We start from the raw sequence: 14,937 nt of genomic DNA on the forward strand, positions 1-14,937 counted from the left end.
CTAGAGTTTACCAAGAAGCATTAGAAGAAGGAAGACAACAAGGACAAGAAGAAGGTAAGTTAGCTGCTGTACCGCTATTGCTAAAAGCGGGAGTGAGTGTCGAACAAATAGCTCAACAGTTGGAAGTTGAGATTGAAGCGGTTAGACAAATAGCACAGCAACAGTCTTAAATAAGCGTGCTGGAGGTATTAGGAGCCACTATGCGATCGATCGCATTGGATGTTGAGTTTGAGTAGTGCGATCGCCTCTGCAACACCATCATCCAACCTCAAAAGTTCACTCTTCAAGCTTTAAGGTTCACCACCCAAGTTCAGAACATGAAACTTCTCAATTGAAACAAGAAAATTCTAGGTTGAAACAACAAACTTCTCACTTGAAACGAGAAAATTCTAGGTTGAAACAACAAACTTCTCACTTGAAACAAGAAAATTCTGGGTTGAAACAACAAACTTCTCACTTGAAACAAGAAGCTTAATAGCTTATGGTTCAAACCTCTGCACATCCGGTGTGTCTGTCCATTTCTGTGTCATTAATTCTTAGTGGTGAGCAAGCGATCGCCAGAAAATACTCAGGTTGTTCAATCTCCGTCTTCATACTTTACAGTTCTTTATCTGTGATCCCCATTCCCACCAATTGCCGTAACCTGGATATTTGAGAGTAGAAACACAAGTTAGAATTTATGGCTTATTCTTGGTTTAAAGCATTTCATATTGTCGGCGTTGTCGTTTGGTTTGCTGGACTGTTTTACTTAGTGCGTCTTTTCATCTATCACATCGAAGCTGAACAAGAACCAGAACCAGCAAAAACGATACTCAAAAATCAATATCAAATCATGGAAAAGCGCCTCTACAACATCATCACCACTCCGGGAATGCTGGTGACGGTAGCTTGTGCAATTGGTTTACTGGTGACGCAACCAGAATTTTTAAAACAAACTTGGTTGCACTATAAACTCGGATTTGTGGCACTTTTACTTGTTTATCATTATTATTGCTCCCGTTTGATGAAACAGTTGGCAGAAAATAGATGCAAATGGACAAGCAAACAGATGCGAGCGATGAATGAAGCACCAACTGTCTTGCTAGTGGTGATTGTGATGTTGGTTGTCTTTAAGAATAGTTTGCCCACAGACTTGACTGCTTGGGTAATTTTCGGCTTGGTACTTCTAATGGCGGTGACAATCCAACTTTATGCTAGAAAGCGCAGACTTGATAAAGAAAAGCAACTTGCAGAAATGACACAGATTCCTCAGCAGCAGGTTTAGTGACATCTTGCATCTATGTCCAATCCCGCCTGAGAATTTATTCTCAGGCTAATAGCATAGGTCCGTTAAAACGGACTCAAATACTTTTCTATCTAGATTTATCGGACTTTAACTTTCAAAATTATTTGACCAGGTAAAGAATGCAACAGAAAACATTATTTACCAATAGAATTGCTGTACTGGCTACGAAGCATCAAAAAGAAAAAGTAATTGCTCCTATCTTAGAAGCAGAATTAGGAATAAAAATTATAGTGCCTGACAATTTTGATACTGATGCTTTTGGTACATTTACTAGAGAAGTAAAACGTCCAGGAAATCAAATTGAAGCTGCAAGGTTGAAGGCAAAAAAAGTATTAGAACTAACTGGTGAAACTTTAGCGATCGCCAGTGAAGGCAGTTTTAGCCCTCATCCTGAAATCCCTTTTATTTCCAGTAATCGAGAAGTTCTCATTTTATTAGACCAAATACATGATTTAGAAATTATTGGTGAAGAATTATCTACCAAAACTAACCATGATTATTTAGTTGTAGAAAGTGTTGAGCAAGCCTTACAATTCGCTCAAAAAGTAGGTTTCCCTGAACATGGTCTAATAGTCATGTTTGATGAATCACCAAAACATAGCACTGAAGTAATTAAAGGAATTATTACAGAAGCAAAACTCATAGAAGCTGTAAATTTTGTCCTGAAAAATTCGTCAACAGGTAAAGCACATGTAGAAACAGATATGCGGGCAATGTATAATCCCACACGCATGAAAAATATTGCCAAAGCCACGCATAACTTATTAAAAAAAATTAATAACTGTTGTCCAAAATGTTCTACACCCGGCTTTGAAATCAACAAAATAATTAGGGGTTTACCTTGTGCATTGTGTTATCTGCCAACTTCTTTGACTCGTGCTGTTATATATGAATGTCAAAAATGTGGTTTTACTCAAGAAGAATTATTTCCATATGGAAATGAATACGCAGAGCCAGTAAATTGTAATTATTGCAATCCGTAAACTACCCACACTGATTCGGAGTACCGAATACAGTGTGGGCTTTCAGTAGCCCTGAAGAGTCCGTGCTGAGATTACAGCACAAACCGTTCGTTGGCGAAGCCTGCGCTCCGCGCTTGCCTCCAGGCTGGTTTACAGACAGCCCCAACAATGCAATCATCTTCGCTCCATTCAAATCAGCATCGCAAGATAGCCCACAGTTGCCGCATTTGAATAACTTCTGCGAGCGCAAGCCAATGTGTAGACAACGATTGCAGGTTTGACTTGTGTAGGCAGGAGGGACGGCAACAACTTCTACGCCGTCCCGTAGTCCTTTGTATTCCATAAATATCCGCAACTGGTAGAACGCCCACGAGTTACTTCTGCGGCGTTCTGTCTTGTTACGCGGCTTTTGGTTTGTTCGTTCACGAATGCCTGTCAAATCCTCGATTGCTACAAGTGCTTTTTCACTTTTGGCTTGCTGGATGATTGTCTTGCTAATGTTGTGGTTTACCCACGCTTGAAATCGTCTCTCTCGCCCCGATAGCCGTGCCAAGACTTGCCGACATCTACGCCGACTAGACCTTGTGCGTGTGGAAGCTTTTTGTTGGAGAGACGCTCTGACCTTGCTGTATTTATCCCTCGTCTTGGTTAACTGTTTCCCGTCCCAAAAATCACCGTTACTAGTTGCGGCTATATCGCGGCGTCCAAAATCAACGCCGATTACTTTTTTACTTGGCTGCGGGTCAGGAACCTCATCTTTTAATTGAATGTGGATGTAATACTGACCATCGCGGTGCTTACATAACTGAGCGCTTGTGGGCTTCCGTCCAACAAGTTTTCCGCGTTGATAATTGCCAGCATTGATTTTAATATGTTCTCGACCAGACAACGTGGTCAAGCTGACAGTCCAATCCTTCTCCCTGAAAGCAAAAATCCTAGCATCATAATCAGCAGATGTGGGTTTAAACGCAATAACAGGTTTATTCTTCTGTTTTGCTGTTTTACGGTTAGCCCCAACTCTGGCACAAGCTCTGACAGCTAAATTAGCAGGCAACCCAAACTTAGTTCTTAAGTCTTCGTAGACAATGCCCTGGATGGTTAACTTGCTCGTTATATCCGGCTTAATTATTTGGTTGGTATAGTTGCAAGCTTCAGCAAAAGCATGAAGCACTACTTCCAATTTCTCCGACTGTAAGGGCGTGGGGTTGAGTTTGCAAACTAGCGTCAGTACTTGTTCCATGAGTTTGACCTACTCACCATGTGATTGCAATTATAGACTACAATTCTCCGTTGTTTGTTTCCGGAGATTGTTGAAAACTCAGACACCCCTCTTCTTCAACAACCTACGGTTGCTATCAATCGGGGGTGTACCTCGTTTTCAACCCGCAATTCCTCTCACCACTGACAGCCGTACAGGTACAGTGGGAGCCTCCTTGCGGCAAAAGGTGAATAATTTAGGAATCGTATTAGCCCACAATCCTATGTAGAGACGCGAAATTTCGCGTCTCTACAAAAGACCTCTTGCAAAAGTCGAATGAACCCCCCTCAATCCCCCCGTGAACGCCTGCGGTGTACACAGAAGTCTTACAAAGTTGCCTAGTAGCGTTTTGATCCCCCCTAACCCCCCTTAAAAAAGGGGGAACTAGAATCAAAGTCCCCCTTTTTTCTAGCGTAGCGGCGCGTCAGCGCGGGGATTTAGGGGGATCAGAGGATTTATGTGTACACCGCAGGTAAACGCTTAGGGTTAGGGTGGGGTAAAAATATTTTTGCAAGAGGTCTAAAGGAAATTACCCTGCGGGATCTTGCTATGTGTCTCTACAGATCAATTTTTTGTACTAGAAATCTTTAAGAATCCAACGAAATTATAGGCGAAGTGTTTCCCCAATTTCCAGTAAACACAAAGGTTTCTAAAGGTTTGCGCTGACGGGGAGCAAAATCACGTTGTCGGTATTGTTCTGGTAATGCTTCATGATCGCCTTGATAACCAATTGCGATCGCTGCTACTGGTTCATAGCCTTCAGGGATATTGTACAATTTCCGTGCTTTTGATACATCAAAGCCTGCCATTTGGTGGATAAACAAACCTAAAGAAGTTGCTTCAATTGCTAAACTACAAGCTGCTGCACCGACATCGTGAAATGCATGACGGTTTTCAGTGTGATTTTTCTCAAAGTAGAGTTTTGCTACCGAAAGCATCAAGACAGGTGCATGTTGCGCCCAAACTTGATTTCCTTCAGCCAGACAACTAAGCAAACGTTTGAATTCTTCAGGATTTTCCTGAGTTGCAACAATAAAATGCCAAGGTTGTTCATTATACGAAGAAGCAGCCCAGCGCGCAGCTTCTAGTAAACTACAAAGTTTTTCTTTTTCAACTGGCTGTTGAGAAAATGCTAGAAGACTCCAGCGTCGTTGTAGCAACTCATGAATTGGATATTGGGAATTAGCAGGCTTTTCCATACTTTGTTATCCTATAAAATCAATATCTTCGACTCTGATATCCTAGATAGTACTTAATTGTGCTAAGACTTGTGCTACTGCTATGGAGCTAGGGAGAGAAAATGACTAGTTTTGGGAGTAGTTGTTTGACTCAGTTTTTGGGTATGGCGATCGCAATCACACATATTTTCTCTGCAAACTATGCAGTTGCTCAAATTACTGGCGATCGCACTTTACCGAATAACTCCAATGTCACCAAAGAAGATAACACTTTCAACATCACAGGTGGAACCCAAGCGGGTAGCAACTTATTCCATAGCTTTCAAGAATTTTCTCTTCCCACTGGTGACACGGCTTTTTTCAACAATGCTGCAAATATTCAAAATATTCTGACACGAGTCACAGGTGCTTCAATTTCTAATATTGATGGTTTAATCAGAGCAAACGGAACAGCAAACCTGTTTTTAATTAATCCTAATGGCATTATTTTTGGTCAAAATGCACGGTTAAATATTGGTGGCTCATTTTTGGCAACTACAGCTAGTAGCTTTAAATTTGCTGATGGCAAAGAGTTTAGTGCTATACCAAATAACACAGCAACAACTTTACTAACCGTCAGTCTACCGATTGGTTTGCAATACGGCAACAATACCGGAAATATTCAAGTACAAGGTTCTGAACTACAGGTGAATTCCGGTAAGACTTTAGCCCTTGTCGGTGGCAGTTTACAGCTTAACGGCGGGCAAATACTAGCCCCCGGCGGTCGAGTTGAATTGGCAGGAATTGCAGAAAATAATAGTATTGGACTCAATGCTGATAATTCATTTCTCAGTTTAAGTTTGCCTAATGATGGGCAAAGAAAAGATGTATTTCTCGATAATGCGGCTCAAGTCAGTGTTATTGCTGGTGGTGGTGGTAGCATTGCCATCAATGCTCGCAATTTAACTCTGTCGGATGCAAGTACCGTGCAAGCAGGGATAGAGTCAGGAAAAGGTTCTGTTGCCACAAAGGCGCTGGATATTGATCTTAACGCCACAGAAGCAATTAATGTTGATAGAAGTATTATTTCTAATACAGTGCAAACCGAAGCTATAGGCTATAGTGGCAATATTAATATCAGCACTGGATCGCTGGCTTTGACAAGTAACGGTCAACTGAGAACCACAACTTCTGGACAAGGAAATGCAGGCGACATTAATATATTTGCCCGTGATACAGTTATTTTTGACCGAATGCGTAGTGATTTTTCTACTGGGGCGTACACTACCGTAGACCCAAAAGCCGTAGGCGATGGTGGTGATATAAATATCATCACTGGGTCACTTTTTGTCAAGAATGCTGCTGCAATCCTAGCTAGAACCCAAGGACAGGGAAATGCAGGCAATATCAATATAGTTGCTCGCGATACCGTTTCCTTTGATGGCGTTAGTTTTAATTTAGAAAACATTAGTGGGGCTGCTAGTTCTGTTGGTTCAACAGCCGTATCAACAGCCGTAGGTAATGCTGCTAGTCTGAATATCACAACTGGGTCACTGTTTATCACAAATGGCGCGCGACTGGTTGCCAATACTTTTGGACGTGGTGACGCAGGTAATATAAATATACAGGCTCGCGATCGCGTTGTATTTGACGGTTATAGTTTCAATGGCTACTCTAGCGGCGCGGTTAGCAGTACGGAAAATACAGGTATAGGCAAGGGTGGCAATATTCACATCAATACTAGATCCCTAAGTATCACAAATGGTGCTGTTGTGGGTGCGAGAACTCGTGGTCAAGGAGATGGAGGTAACATTATCGTTGACGCCGAAACTTTAGAAGCTACTAACGGTGGACAAGTTTTTACTACTAGTTTTAGCAGTGGTAAGGCTGGTAGTATTACTCTCAATATCAGCAACAGGATTACTCTTGCTGGTACAGACCCTACCTATTTGACTCGACTTCGCCAATACACTCCAGTTATAGTTCCCAATGTCAGCCCTAGCAGTGGATTGTTTGCCAATACTTCTAATACTTCCACAGGTCAGGGAGGAGAATTAATCATTAATACTGGCAAGTTAAATATTCGTGATCAGGCGCAAGTAACAGTTAGCAGTGCAGGTTCGGGAGTTGCAGGTTCCTTAAAAGTCGATGCTGACTCAATTCGTCTTTTGAACCAAGGCAAAATTAGTGCAGATACTCTTAGTGGTGCAGGTAATATTACACTGCGATCGCACGAGATAATTTTAGGTAAGAACAGCAGCATTACTACCAACGCCACAGGTAGCAATAATATCGGTGGCAACATCAATATTGATACTGATGTTCTCGCTGCTTTTGCAAATAGCGATATCAGTGCTAATTCCGATAACTTTCTGGGAGGAAGGGTAATAATCAATACCCAAGGTTTTTTTGGTATCCAGTTCCGACAATCACCAACCTCAGACAGCGACATCACCGCCACAGGCGCTAGTCCAGAGCTAAGTGGTACAGTGCAAATTAATACACCTGATGTTGACCCTAGTCAGGGATTAGAACAACTGCGCGTCAATCTCGTTGATGCTTCCCAACAAATTGCTACTGGCTGCAAAAGAGATGACAAGCAAATGAGGGGATCATTTATCGCCACAGGACGTGGAGGTATACCACCTAGTCCCACAGAACCGTTAATTACTGATCAAGTCCTGAGTAATTGGATATTGCTTCCTGAAGAAACTCAAAACCAACCCAGAAGCAGACTTGAGGAACAACAAACCCAAGAAGCCAACTCTATAAATCCCCCGACTCAGATTGTAGAAGCTCAAGGCTGGGTCATAAATCCCGATGGTGAAGTGGTTTTAGTAGCGAGTACACCGACTGTGACACCTGACAGTTCCTCGTTTACTACTGTACCCAGTCAGTGTAGGTAGTTCACGAATGGACTCAAACACCGTCCTAGTCAGATTTATCTGACTTTAGCTATTAGCCAATAAATAAATTTATTGGCGGAATGAAAAGCTGATGCAAGATAGGAAATACGGTGACGCGGGGACACACCGTTGATGAAAATTCCAAAATCATCCCGCAATTATGCAACGCCAAATAAATTTATGCTCAACTTAGTTCAACATCCACAGGCGATCGCATGAGCGTCAGAAAATTGACATATTTGTGTCATAGCGATCGCGCAAAATAGAATTATAGAAATAATAATAATTTTTGAGTTTTCTTTCTAGGAGATGTTTCACACTTTTTCTATTCACAAATCTGTAGATGCTTTGAAAGTTTTGGCGACTGGGGTTGTATCCAGTCTTTTGGTATTTCAGTTCGCACCCACAATTGCACAGCGAGTTGAACAACCAGTTACACAACTTGCAGATTCTAGTTCCACAACTCCCACACTCGTAACACCACAAGATAATCAATCCAAACTTTGGTTAGTAGCAACAGTTGTAGGTGGTGTGGCTCTTGGTGTAGCTTTAAAAGACAGAGGAAATCGCCAAGCAAGTACTACAGATAGCGCCTCATTTGCAAGTTCAAAAACTGGTATTATTAGCTTTGAGCAAGCTAGCCGCAAACTTCAAAACAGACTCATGACTTTGTTGCATGATGATAGAGAAGTAGCAAAGCGCCTTTTCATCCAAGCCCAACTAAAATTTCCCAATAAAACGGCTGATTGGTATGTTGATAAGGTGATTTACGACCTAGAACGCGATCGCGGTGGGTTATAAATAGCAGGGAACTCTTAACGGGGAACGCAGGTGGGATTTTTGAACATTTGGGATGCTCCCGATCTAATGTCCTTTTCCTGCTCCTAAATATAATTCTCCGACTTTAGGGTCATTTAATAATTCTTGACCGGGACCTGTGATTGCATCGCGTCCAGATTCGAGTACGCAACCGCGATGAGCCATTTCTAAAGCTTTGCGAGCATTTTGTTCGACTAAGACAATAGCTGTACCTCCCCGGTTAATTTCTTTGATCTGCTCAAATACTTGAGTCACCAAAATCGGAGATAAAGCAGCAGAAGGTTCATCTAAAAGCAGTAGACTGGGTTCTAACATCAAGCCTTTACCCATTGCTAACATCTGGCGTTCGCCACCGGAGAGTGTACCAGCACGTTGACGACGGCGATCGCGCAGTCGAGGAAACATGGTAAATATTTTGTCTTTGAGTGGTTGAAGAGGAACATTGCGGACAAAAGCACCCATTTCCAGATTTTCTTCTACAGATAGAGAGGGAAAAACATTGGCGATTTGCGGTACATAACACATCCCTCGCTGCACAATTTGGTTTGATTTTAAACCAGTGATATTTTCTCCTTTAAAAGTGATTGTTCCTGTATGAGGTGTCAACAATCCAAAAATAGCTTTTGCCAAAGTTGATTTTCCTGCACCATTAGGGCCAATCACCGTGACTAATTCCCCAGGAGAAACACGGAAATTTACACCTTGCAGAATATCAACATCTTTAATATATCCAGCGTGGACATTATCAACTTCTAGTAAGTAGTCAATGGTCATTGGTCATTGGTCATTGGTCATTGGTTAATAGTCATTAATTATGAATCATTCGTCAAGAGTAATTGTGATTTACAAATGACAAGTGACGAATGACATAGACGCGCAAGCGGCTTCCCGCAGGGTAGGACAAATAACTATAATGGCGTTTTTTGCAATTCGGGTCTTTCTTCTGGGACGATCGCACCTTCTACTGGGCAAACTTGGAGACATATACCGCAGTCAATACAGGTAGCGAAGTCGATCCAATACCAATCAGTACCTTTAACATTTTTGCTTGGACCATCATGAATACAAGCAACTGGACAAGCATCTACGCAATCCGCGACGCCTTCACAGACATCTGTAACAATTGTATGTGGCATAGTTCCCCTCTTTCGGATCAAAATTACTGCACTTTAAGTTTTTTCTAGACTAACAACAATCAGTTGGTCATTCTATTTTAGATTTTGGATCAGTTCAAAACCTGCCTAAGATTTCAATCGCAGTCTCATAGCGAACGTTCAAAACCCGCCTAAGATTTCAATCGCAGTCTCATAGCGAACGTTCAAAACTCGCCTAATACCAATTAAATATGAAGCTGCACATTATTTTAACCCCTCCCAACCTCCCCTTACCAAGGGGAGGTGCCGAAGGCGGTGGGGTTCTTTCTATGCATCTTCATATGGAAATGGTATTAGATTTCAATCACAGTCTCATAGCGAAAGTCTGCTTTAAGCAGACTACTTGATTTGTTTGAGATTTGTTTGAGTCGTCTTCAGACGACTTGTGCTATTAGCTAAGGATTTAAATCCAAGCGCAGTATATTGAAAAAATTGGGATGCTCCCAAACCTCAAAATTCTAGTTTCAAACCTCAACGTTCAAGCTTTAAGGCTTAATGTTCTTGATATATCTTAGGTGTGACTCCTGTCATTTTACGAAATTGCTGTGTAAAGTGACTTTGGCTGTTGAAGCCGCACTGTAATGCTATCTCTGAAATTGAATTGTTGCGCTGTTTTAACAACTTCTTTGCTCGTTCAACTCGCTGCTGTACTATATACTGCCAAGGAGCTATCCCCATTGATTGCTTAAAGAGACTAGAAAAATAGCATTGGCTAAAGTCTGCTACTTCAGCAATATCGGCTAACCCAATATCTTGTTCAAGATGGGCATTGATATATTCTAATACCCGTTTTAGTCTAAATTCACCTAACCCTACCTGGTATTCTCGCAGTTTAAGAGGGCTGGAAGTGTAGTTTCTAAGTAGATGAATTACTAACAAGTTTGCTAAAGAATCTAAGTACAATCTGCTTCCCCATCTGTTTTGCTGGATTTCATTGTGAATAGACTGCACAATAGATTCAATTTGCAGATCACGTGTATTTATAACGCTGAGAAGCTCAACTTGCTCAGAGTGGGGACAATTTGCTTCCAACGACATTTGATGTAGAAAAGTTGGATCGATGAACAATGCCAAAATTTCATCAGTCGTTTCACAAGCTCCAAAAAAAGGAGCTTTAGCCGGAATCAGAAGTAGTTCGCCTTGCAGTAGAGATCCGTCATACTCTTGCTTCCCGATACGGAAAACTTGGCGTGTCACATTCCCCAGTTCAAAAACCAGGAAATGATGAGTTAGCCCGGACGATACTTCACACTCCCCGGACGGCTGAAGTTGATGTTCCACAATTAGCCCACCCGACTGAAGGATGTGTCTGGACAGCACCCACTCCTCTTTGATTACGTCTGCTGGACACATAGCGGTTGCTGGGGAAGACATCAATTTGACCTCACTGGTGAAATAACAAAGCGTAAAATCAAAAGATTTTTATAAATTGCATAGTCAGTGCGGCTCATCGTGTGACCTATTCACAGGAATCATCAAAGACTACGGTGCTGCCAAAATACTGGGAACCCGCACCATGGGAGCACTGTTTGGGGGTGAGGCTTTTAGACTGAGATGGCAAGGCTTTGCTCTCATTGTCCCGACTGTTCAAGTAGTTTCACCCAAGGGTAACACCATTGAAGGTGTAGGGGTTCAACCAGATATTGAAATACCCGAATGTGTAAACAGTAGTAGTCAGTGTCTTGAAAAGGCAATTAAAGTTGTTGTAAACGCTGACCCATAAATACTTGCCCAACAGTGTATAGATTTTTCTCCCTTGTCCCCCTTCCCTTGTAAGCGCTCCCCGATCCCTCTAGGCTCGCAAACCAAAGTAAGTGAGAACTAATTCCGTTGTACCATTATTGACAATTTCGTGTGTTTCTGATTTTTCTACGGCTACACAAGTTCCTGGTAATAAAGGGTATTCCTGATCATTAATACGAATAATCCCCGAACCAGTTTCGACAAAAAATACTTCACACATATCCTCATGTGCGTGTGCTGAAGCTATTTGTCCGGGAGCAAAACGTGCTTGGGAAAAGTTAGTCAAACCAGGTAATTCACCAAGCCGCAACATTACTTGTTTCTTGATTTCAGGATTATGAGAAACAGGCTCTTGTGGTATTTCGCTTAGGGATATCAGTTTCATTCTGGTCTTATATCATTGGATATTTCCACAATACCCCTAGTACCATCTATCCGTACTTGCTGACCATCCTGGAAAATCCAGGTAGCATTATGCACATCCATAATTGCGGGAATCCCATACTCGCGAGCCAGGATTGCTCCGTGGGAAAGCCTACCACCAGCTTCAGAAATTAATCCTCCGGCTCTCACTAGTAAGGGCGCCCAACCAGAGTCTGTATAAGGAACTACTAAAATTGTTTCCTTGTCAATCTCCGTCATTGATTGTAAATTTCGCAACACCTTTACCCGTCCGACTGCTTGTCCGGGACTAGCGGGGATACCTTGTAATACCTGATCAGGAGACAGAGGTGCAATTCGCAAAGGTAGAGCCGGGGGAGTATTGCCGTAAACTAACAAGGAGACTGGATTAATTTGACCATGTTCTACAAGTTGCGATCGCCTCAATTTCACAATCTCAGATAACTGCTCAACTAAATCTGTGTCCATTCCCTCTATTAAGCGCTTGATTTCTGCAAATTCCAGAAAAAATATATCTCCAGCTTCACTCAACAAACTTGAATTTAACCAAATTTGTTCGAGTGCAACAAACGACCAACGCAAATGGGCTAATAACTGAGAATATATTTCTGTGACTCGCCCTTTCAAATCCATACGACTTTGAACAAAACCTTTGTTGCGTTTCCCTTGGTGTTCTGGGCTTCTAGGTGGTTCATTTCCCTGCATAAACTGCACCAATAATTGCTTCACCACTTGGGGTTCTTCCTTCCAAGTGGGAATCGCAATATCAGTCCCTACTTCGCTCATATAACCATAGCGTTGCAGCAATTGATCAAATTCATCTAAAATCTCCTGTCCTGATTCAGACTCGGCCATGTTCGCAAACACAGTATCGGGTTTGAACCGTGAAAATTGCTGCTTGGCTTTGGCGGCTAAATTTTGCAGCGATCGCAATGCTGCTACTTCTGGTGTGAGACTATTATCAAGCTTGCTGTCTTTAACTTTAAATATGGCTTGACGTATGGCTGCACTCAAGGGAGCCATAATACTGTAGAAAGTGGCACGGTGTAGCAAATCTAAAATATAGTTAATTCTGGCTAATAACTCTGGTGAGTCTAGCTGCTCAAGTGGTTCTGAAGATAACCGCGATAAACCAGGTGCAAAATGTTGACGATAATCCCGCCTAAATTCCCTCCCTAACCATAACTCCCGCATTAACAACCGCAGCAGTCCAGGCAAATTTTCTAATGTAGAATTTAACGGCGGTTTGCTTAACTTTTCTCCCCTCGTTAAAAACTCTAGACTTTCTGGGGGTAATCCCATGCGCCGGAATATCTGTCCTAAGAGTGTGGCATTAAAATAAGCATGAGAATAGTGCAGTGTTGCTGTTTCATTGAAATTCAATCCCACAGCTTTTTTGCCTAAAACAAGAGCAAAAATTCCTCCCCACACACCACACGTTAAAGGACGATTAATCGACCAAGTTAAAGGGCGAATTAACCCAGGAATAACTTCCGCAGCAATTTTGCGTGTCCAGATTGGTAATAAAGTACTAATTGGACGGGTTTGCAGTACCCAAAGAGTTTGACCGTCATAACTCCATTCAATATCTTGGGGAACGCCGTAATAACGATCTTCAAGACGGCGGGCTAAGTATGCTACTTGTTTAATTAACGCTGCTGGTACTCGTCCTTGTCCTTCTAATTGAATCAGCGCTAAATTGTCTGTATCCACAACAAAAGCCCGATATTGTTCTGGTGTCACTCGTCCAGACACGACTTGAACAGCACTTCCTGGTAAAGCTTCAATCACGACTGCATCTTGTTCCTGCGTCATCGGATCGCGGCTAAACGCTACACCGGAAAATACTGATTGAACTTGTAGTTGAACTAATACTGCGATCGCAGTATCTGTGACGTTGCGATCGCGTCGATATTGAACTGCTAGAGGTTCGTTGTAGGATACTTGGACTTTGGCGATCGCATTTTCTAAACCTTCTCTAGTAGTAACATTTAAAACAGTTTCGTATTGTCCTGCACCAGAGGCTTGTTCTGAGTCTTCATCAATTGCGGAAGAACGCACTACCAAAGGAGATAATTCTGATGGTTGTAAAAAATCGATCAATTGTTGAGGATCTTCATAGGGCATTAATACCCATCCTTTAGGTACAGGATAACCCCAACGTTTCATCTGAGATAATTTTGCTGCTTTATTTCCCACAATCGCAGGATCTAGTTCATCATCTAGCGACAGAATACCTTGATCTCCGCGCAAAAACTGCAATACTGCTTGGGAATTAGGTTTTGCATTCTGCACTGGAAGATCCAAGTCATCAGGTATTTGTTTGTAAATCCAGCCTAGTAAAGCAGCAAGTCCAATCGCAGCGATGATCATAAATGGATCTTCCATATGCAATATCGCCACAATGATCGGAACTGTGATCACAACCACATTTTTTGCTAACTGGCGATCGCGCAAAATTGTAAAGCTGACGCCTGTCACTAATAATATAAATCCTGCTGCCAATGGGTCATGTACCATAAATCCCCAGACAACATTTGTAGTCCCAGCACCTCTTCCCATCAAGTATCTGCCCATTACTAGAGCAATTAAAGCCACCAATTCCCAAGCCGAACCATTGGGGAAATAAGCACGAGCAATCAAAACGGCGATAATTCCTTTGGCTGCTTCTGATAAAACTGCTAAAATTCCCACCAATGTACCACCGTGATAAAAAGCAGCCGATACTCCAATATTACCAGTACCGACTTCCGCTAATTGCTGCCCTGTCAGAGCTTGCGTGATCCAAGCAATTAACGGTAATGCCCCTAATAATGGGCAGATTATTACAATAACTAAGACACCCCAGAGTTCAAGCATGTTGGATGTTGGATTTTAGATTCCTATTTAAATCTAAAATCTCAAATACCTAATTGTTAGTATATGTCAGAACTTTTTCTTAATACTTCACGAATACGGATTGGGGATAAGGGGAAGGTAGGGGTAATGGGGATTGGGAAATCGGCGATTCTCCAGAGGAGACGCTACGTGTAGACGCGCAAGCGGTGAGCCAGTGGGGGCGAGCCAGTGGGGGCGCTACGCGTCTACCTCGACATAAAGCACCTGGCCAAGGGTGAACGGCTTCTCACAGAGTATGAGGATTAGACATGAATCAGTTAATAGTGATCAGTTTAATTTGATAACTGATAACTGATAACTGATTAAACATCTCCAAAATAGTATATTTTGTGGTAAAAGAACGTCAATAGAAG

15 protein-coding genes are annotated in these 14,937 nt (G+C 42.2%); 8 read left to right on the forward strand and 7 right to left on the reverse strand.

The features are described 5' to 3' along the window. Nucleotides 1–331: 331 nt before the first annotated feature. From AC5JMK_RS13340 to AC5JMK_RS13355, 4 genes are all read left to right on the forward strand, one after another. Entirely contained in the window at nucleotides 332–475 is a 144-nt protein-coding gene (locus tag AC5JMK_RS13340) for a hypothetical protein (RefSeq protein WP_495910309.1), read from the forward strand. A gap of 6 nt (nucleotides 476–481) precedes the next feature. Next, on the forward strand, nucleotides 482–655 hold the full coding sequence (locus AC5JMK_RS13345; protein WP_495910310.1) for a hypothetical protein: 174 nt from the start codon (nucleotides 482–484) through the stop codon (nucleotides 653–655). Between the two features lie 24 nt (nucleotides 656–679). Further along, nucleotides 680–1,264 carry a protoporphyrinogen oxidase HemJ gene (gene hemJ / locus AC5JMK_RS13350; protein WP_096673154.1) on the forward strand — a complete coding sequence of 195 codons (585 nt, stop codon included), beginning with the start codon at nucleotides 680–682 and terminating at the stop codon, nucleotides 1,262–1,264. A 140-nt stretch (nucleotides 1,265–1,404) separates the two neighbouring features. Beyond that, complete coding sequence (locus AC5JMK_RS13355; protein ID WP_495910311.1) at nucleotides 1,405–2,268, forward strand: DUF6671 family protein; 864 nt, start codon at nucleotides 1,405–1,407, stop codon at nucleotides 2,266–2,268. Nucleotide 2,269: 1 nt separating this feature from the next. Here the strand turns inward: AC5JMK_RS13355 and AC5JMK_RS13360 are convergent, their stop codons facing one another. Further along, nucleotides 2,270–3,487 (reverse strand): RNA-guided endonuclease InsQ/TnpB family protein, encoded by a 1,218-nt coding sequence (locus tag AC5JMK_RS13360; protein ID WP_495910312.1) that lies wholly within the window; start codon nucleotides 3,485–3,487, stop codon nucleotides 2,270–2,272. A 109-nt stretch (nucleotides 3,488–3,596) separates the two neighbouring features. Between AC5JMK_RS13360 and AC5JMK_RS13365 the strand changes: the two genes are divergently transcribed. Further along, nucleotides 3,597–3,734: a hypothetical protein gene (locus tag AC5JMK_RS13365; protein WP_495910313.1), complete on the forward strand. Its 138-nt coding sequence runs from the start codon at nucleotides 3,597–3,599 to the stop codon at nucleotides 3,732–3,734. A gap of 358 nt (nucleotides 3,735–4,092) precedes the next feature. On the opposite strand, the gene AC5JMK_RS13370 is transcribed toward AC5JMK_RS13365, so the two are convergent. Then, the gene (locus AC5JMK_RS13370; protein ID WP_096673150.1) at nucleotides 4,093–4,704 is read right to left on the reverse strand and encodes a nitroreductase family protein; all 612 of its coding nucleotides are present in this window, start codon (nucleotides 4,702–4,704) and stop codon (nucleotides 4,093–4,095) included. 101 nt (nucleotides 4,705–4,805) lie between these two features. Between AC5JMK_RS13370 and AC5JMK_RS13375 the strand changes: the two genes are divergently transcribed. Both AC5JMK_RS13375 and AC5JMK_RS13380 read left to right on the forward strand, forming a co-directional pair. Next, nucleotides 4,806–7,568: a two-partner secretion domain-containing protein gene (locus AC5JMK_RS13375; RefSeq protein WP_495910314.1), complete on the forward strand. Its 2,763-nt coding sequence runs from the start codon at nucleotides 4,806–4,808 to the stop codon at nucleotides 7,566–7,568. A gap of 309 nt (nucleotides 7,569–7,877) precedes the next feature. Further along, a complete protein-coding gene (locus tag AC5JMK_RS13380; RefSeq protein WP_495910315.1) occupies nucleotides 7,878–8,369 on the forward strand; it encodes a hypothetical protein in 492 nt (163 codons plus the stop codon). A 63-nt stretch (nucleotides 8,370–8,432) separates the two neighbouring features. Here AC5JMK_RS13380 and AC5JMK_RS13385 read toward each other — a convergent pair whose 3' ends face one another. The 3 genes from AC5JMK_RS13385 to AC5JMK_RS13395 form a co-directional block, all read right to left on the reverse strand. Continuing rightward, nucleotides 8,433–9,161 carry an ABC transporter ATP-binding protein gene (locus tag AC5JMK_RS13385; RefSeq protein WP_096673144.1) on the reverse strand — a complete coding sequence of 243 codons (729 nt, stop codon included), beginning with the start codon at nucleotides 9,159–9,161 and terminating at the stop codon, nucleotides 8,433–8,435. Nucleotides 9,162–9,295: 134 nt separating this feature from the next. Next, a complete protein-coding gene (locus tag AC5JMK_RS13390; RefSeq protein ID WP_495910316.1) occupies nucleotides 9,296–9,523 on the reverse strand; it encodes a ferredoxin family protein in 228 nt (75 codons plus the stop codon). Between the two features lie 510 nt (nucleotides 9,524–10,033). Then, on the reverse strand, nucleotides 10,034–10,915 hold the full coding sequence (locus tag AC5JMK_RS13395; protein ID WP_495910317.1) for a helix-turn-helix domain-containing protein: 882 nt from the start codon (nucleotides 10,913–10,915) through the stop codon (nucleotides 10,034–10,036). Nucleotides 10,916–10,970: 55 nt separating this feature from the next. Here AC5JMK_RS13395 and AC5JMK_RS13400 point away from each other — a divergent pair, with 55 nt between their 5' ends. Next, nucleotides 10,971–11,264, forward strand: a complete 294-nt coding sequence (locus AC5JMK_RS13400) for a S41 family peptidase (protein ID WP_495910318.1) — start codon at nucleotides 10,971–10,973, stop codon at nucleotides 11,262–11,264. A 69-nt stretch (nucleotides 11,265–11,333) separates the two neighbouring features. On the opposite strand, the gene AC5JMK_RS13405 is transcribed toward AC5JMK_RS13400, so the two are convergent. Continuing rightward, nucleotides 11,334–11,669, reverse strand: coding sequence for a cupin domain-containing protein (locus tag AC5JMK_RS13405; protein ID WP_096673140.1), 336 nt, complete (start codon nucleotides 11,667–11,669; stop codon nucleotides 11,334–11,336). Next, complete coding sequence (locus tag AC5JMK_RS13410; protein ID WP_495910319.1) at nucleotides 11,666–14,545, reverse strand: glycerol-3-phosphate acyltransferase; 2,880 nt, start codon at nucleotides 14,543–14,545, stop codon at nucleotides 11,666–11,668. Before AC5JMK_RS13410 ends, AC5JMK_RS13405 begins: the two co-directional genes overlap by 4 nt. Nucleotides 14,546–14,937: the final 392 nt, after the last annotated feature.

This window comes from Pelatocladus sp., assembly GCF_059505505.1.

Bases quoted from the DNA above. Each gene is read 5' to 3' on its own strand.
- AC5JMK_RS13345 (WP_495910310.1), top strand. From the start codon at position 482: ATGGTTCAAACCTCTGCACATCCGGTGTGTCTGTCCATTTCTGTGTCA.
- hemJ (WP_096673154.1), top strand. From the start codon at position 680: ATGGCTTATTCTTGGTTTAAAGCATTTCATATTGTCGGCGTTGTCGTT.
- AC5JMK_RS13355 (WP_495910311.1), top strand. From the start codon at position 1,405: ATGCAACAGAAAACATTATTTACCAATAGAATTGCTGTACTGGCTACG.
- AC5JMK_RS13360 (WP_495910312.1), bottom strand. From the start codon at position 3,487: ATGGAACAAGTACTGACGCTAGTTTGCAAACTCAACCCCACGCCCTTA.
- AC5JMK_RS13370 (WP_096673150.1), bottom strand. From the start codon at position 4,704: ATGGAAAAGCCTGCTAATTCCCAATATCCAATTCATGAGTTGCTACAA.
- AC5JMK_RS13375 (WP_495910314.1), top strand. From the start codon at position 4,806: ATGACTAGTTTTGGGAGTAGTTGTTTGACTCAGTTTTTGGGTATGGCG.
- AC5JMK_RS13380 (WP_495910315.1), top strand. From the start codon at position 7,878: ATGTTTCACACTTTTTCTATTCACAAATCTGTAGATGCTTTGAAAGTT.
- AC5JMK_RS13385 (WP_096673144.1), bottom strand. From the start codon at position 9,161: ATGACCATTGACTACTTACTAGAAGTTGATAATGTCCACGCTGGATAT.
- AC5JMK_RS13390 (WP_495910316.1), bottom strand. From the start codon at position 9,523: ATGCCACATACAATTGTTACAGATGTCTGTGAAGGCGTCGCGGATTGC.
- AC5JMK_RS13395 (WP_495910317.1), bottom strand. From the start codon at position 10,915: ATGTCTTCCCCAGCAACCGCTATGTGTCCAGCAGACGTAATCAAAGAG.
- AC5JMK_RS13405 (WP_096673140.1), bottom strand. From the start codon at position 11,669: ATGAAACTGATATCCCTAAGCGAAATACCACAAGAGCCTGTTTCTCAT.
- AC5JMK_RS13410 (WP_495910319.1), bottom strand. From the start codon at position 14,545: ATGCTTGAACTCTGGGGTGTCTTAGTTATTGTAATAATCTGCCCATTA.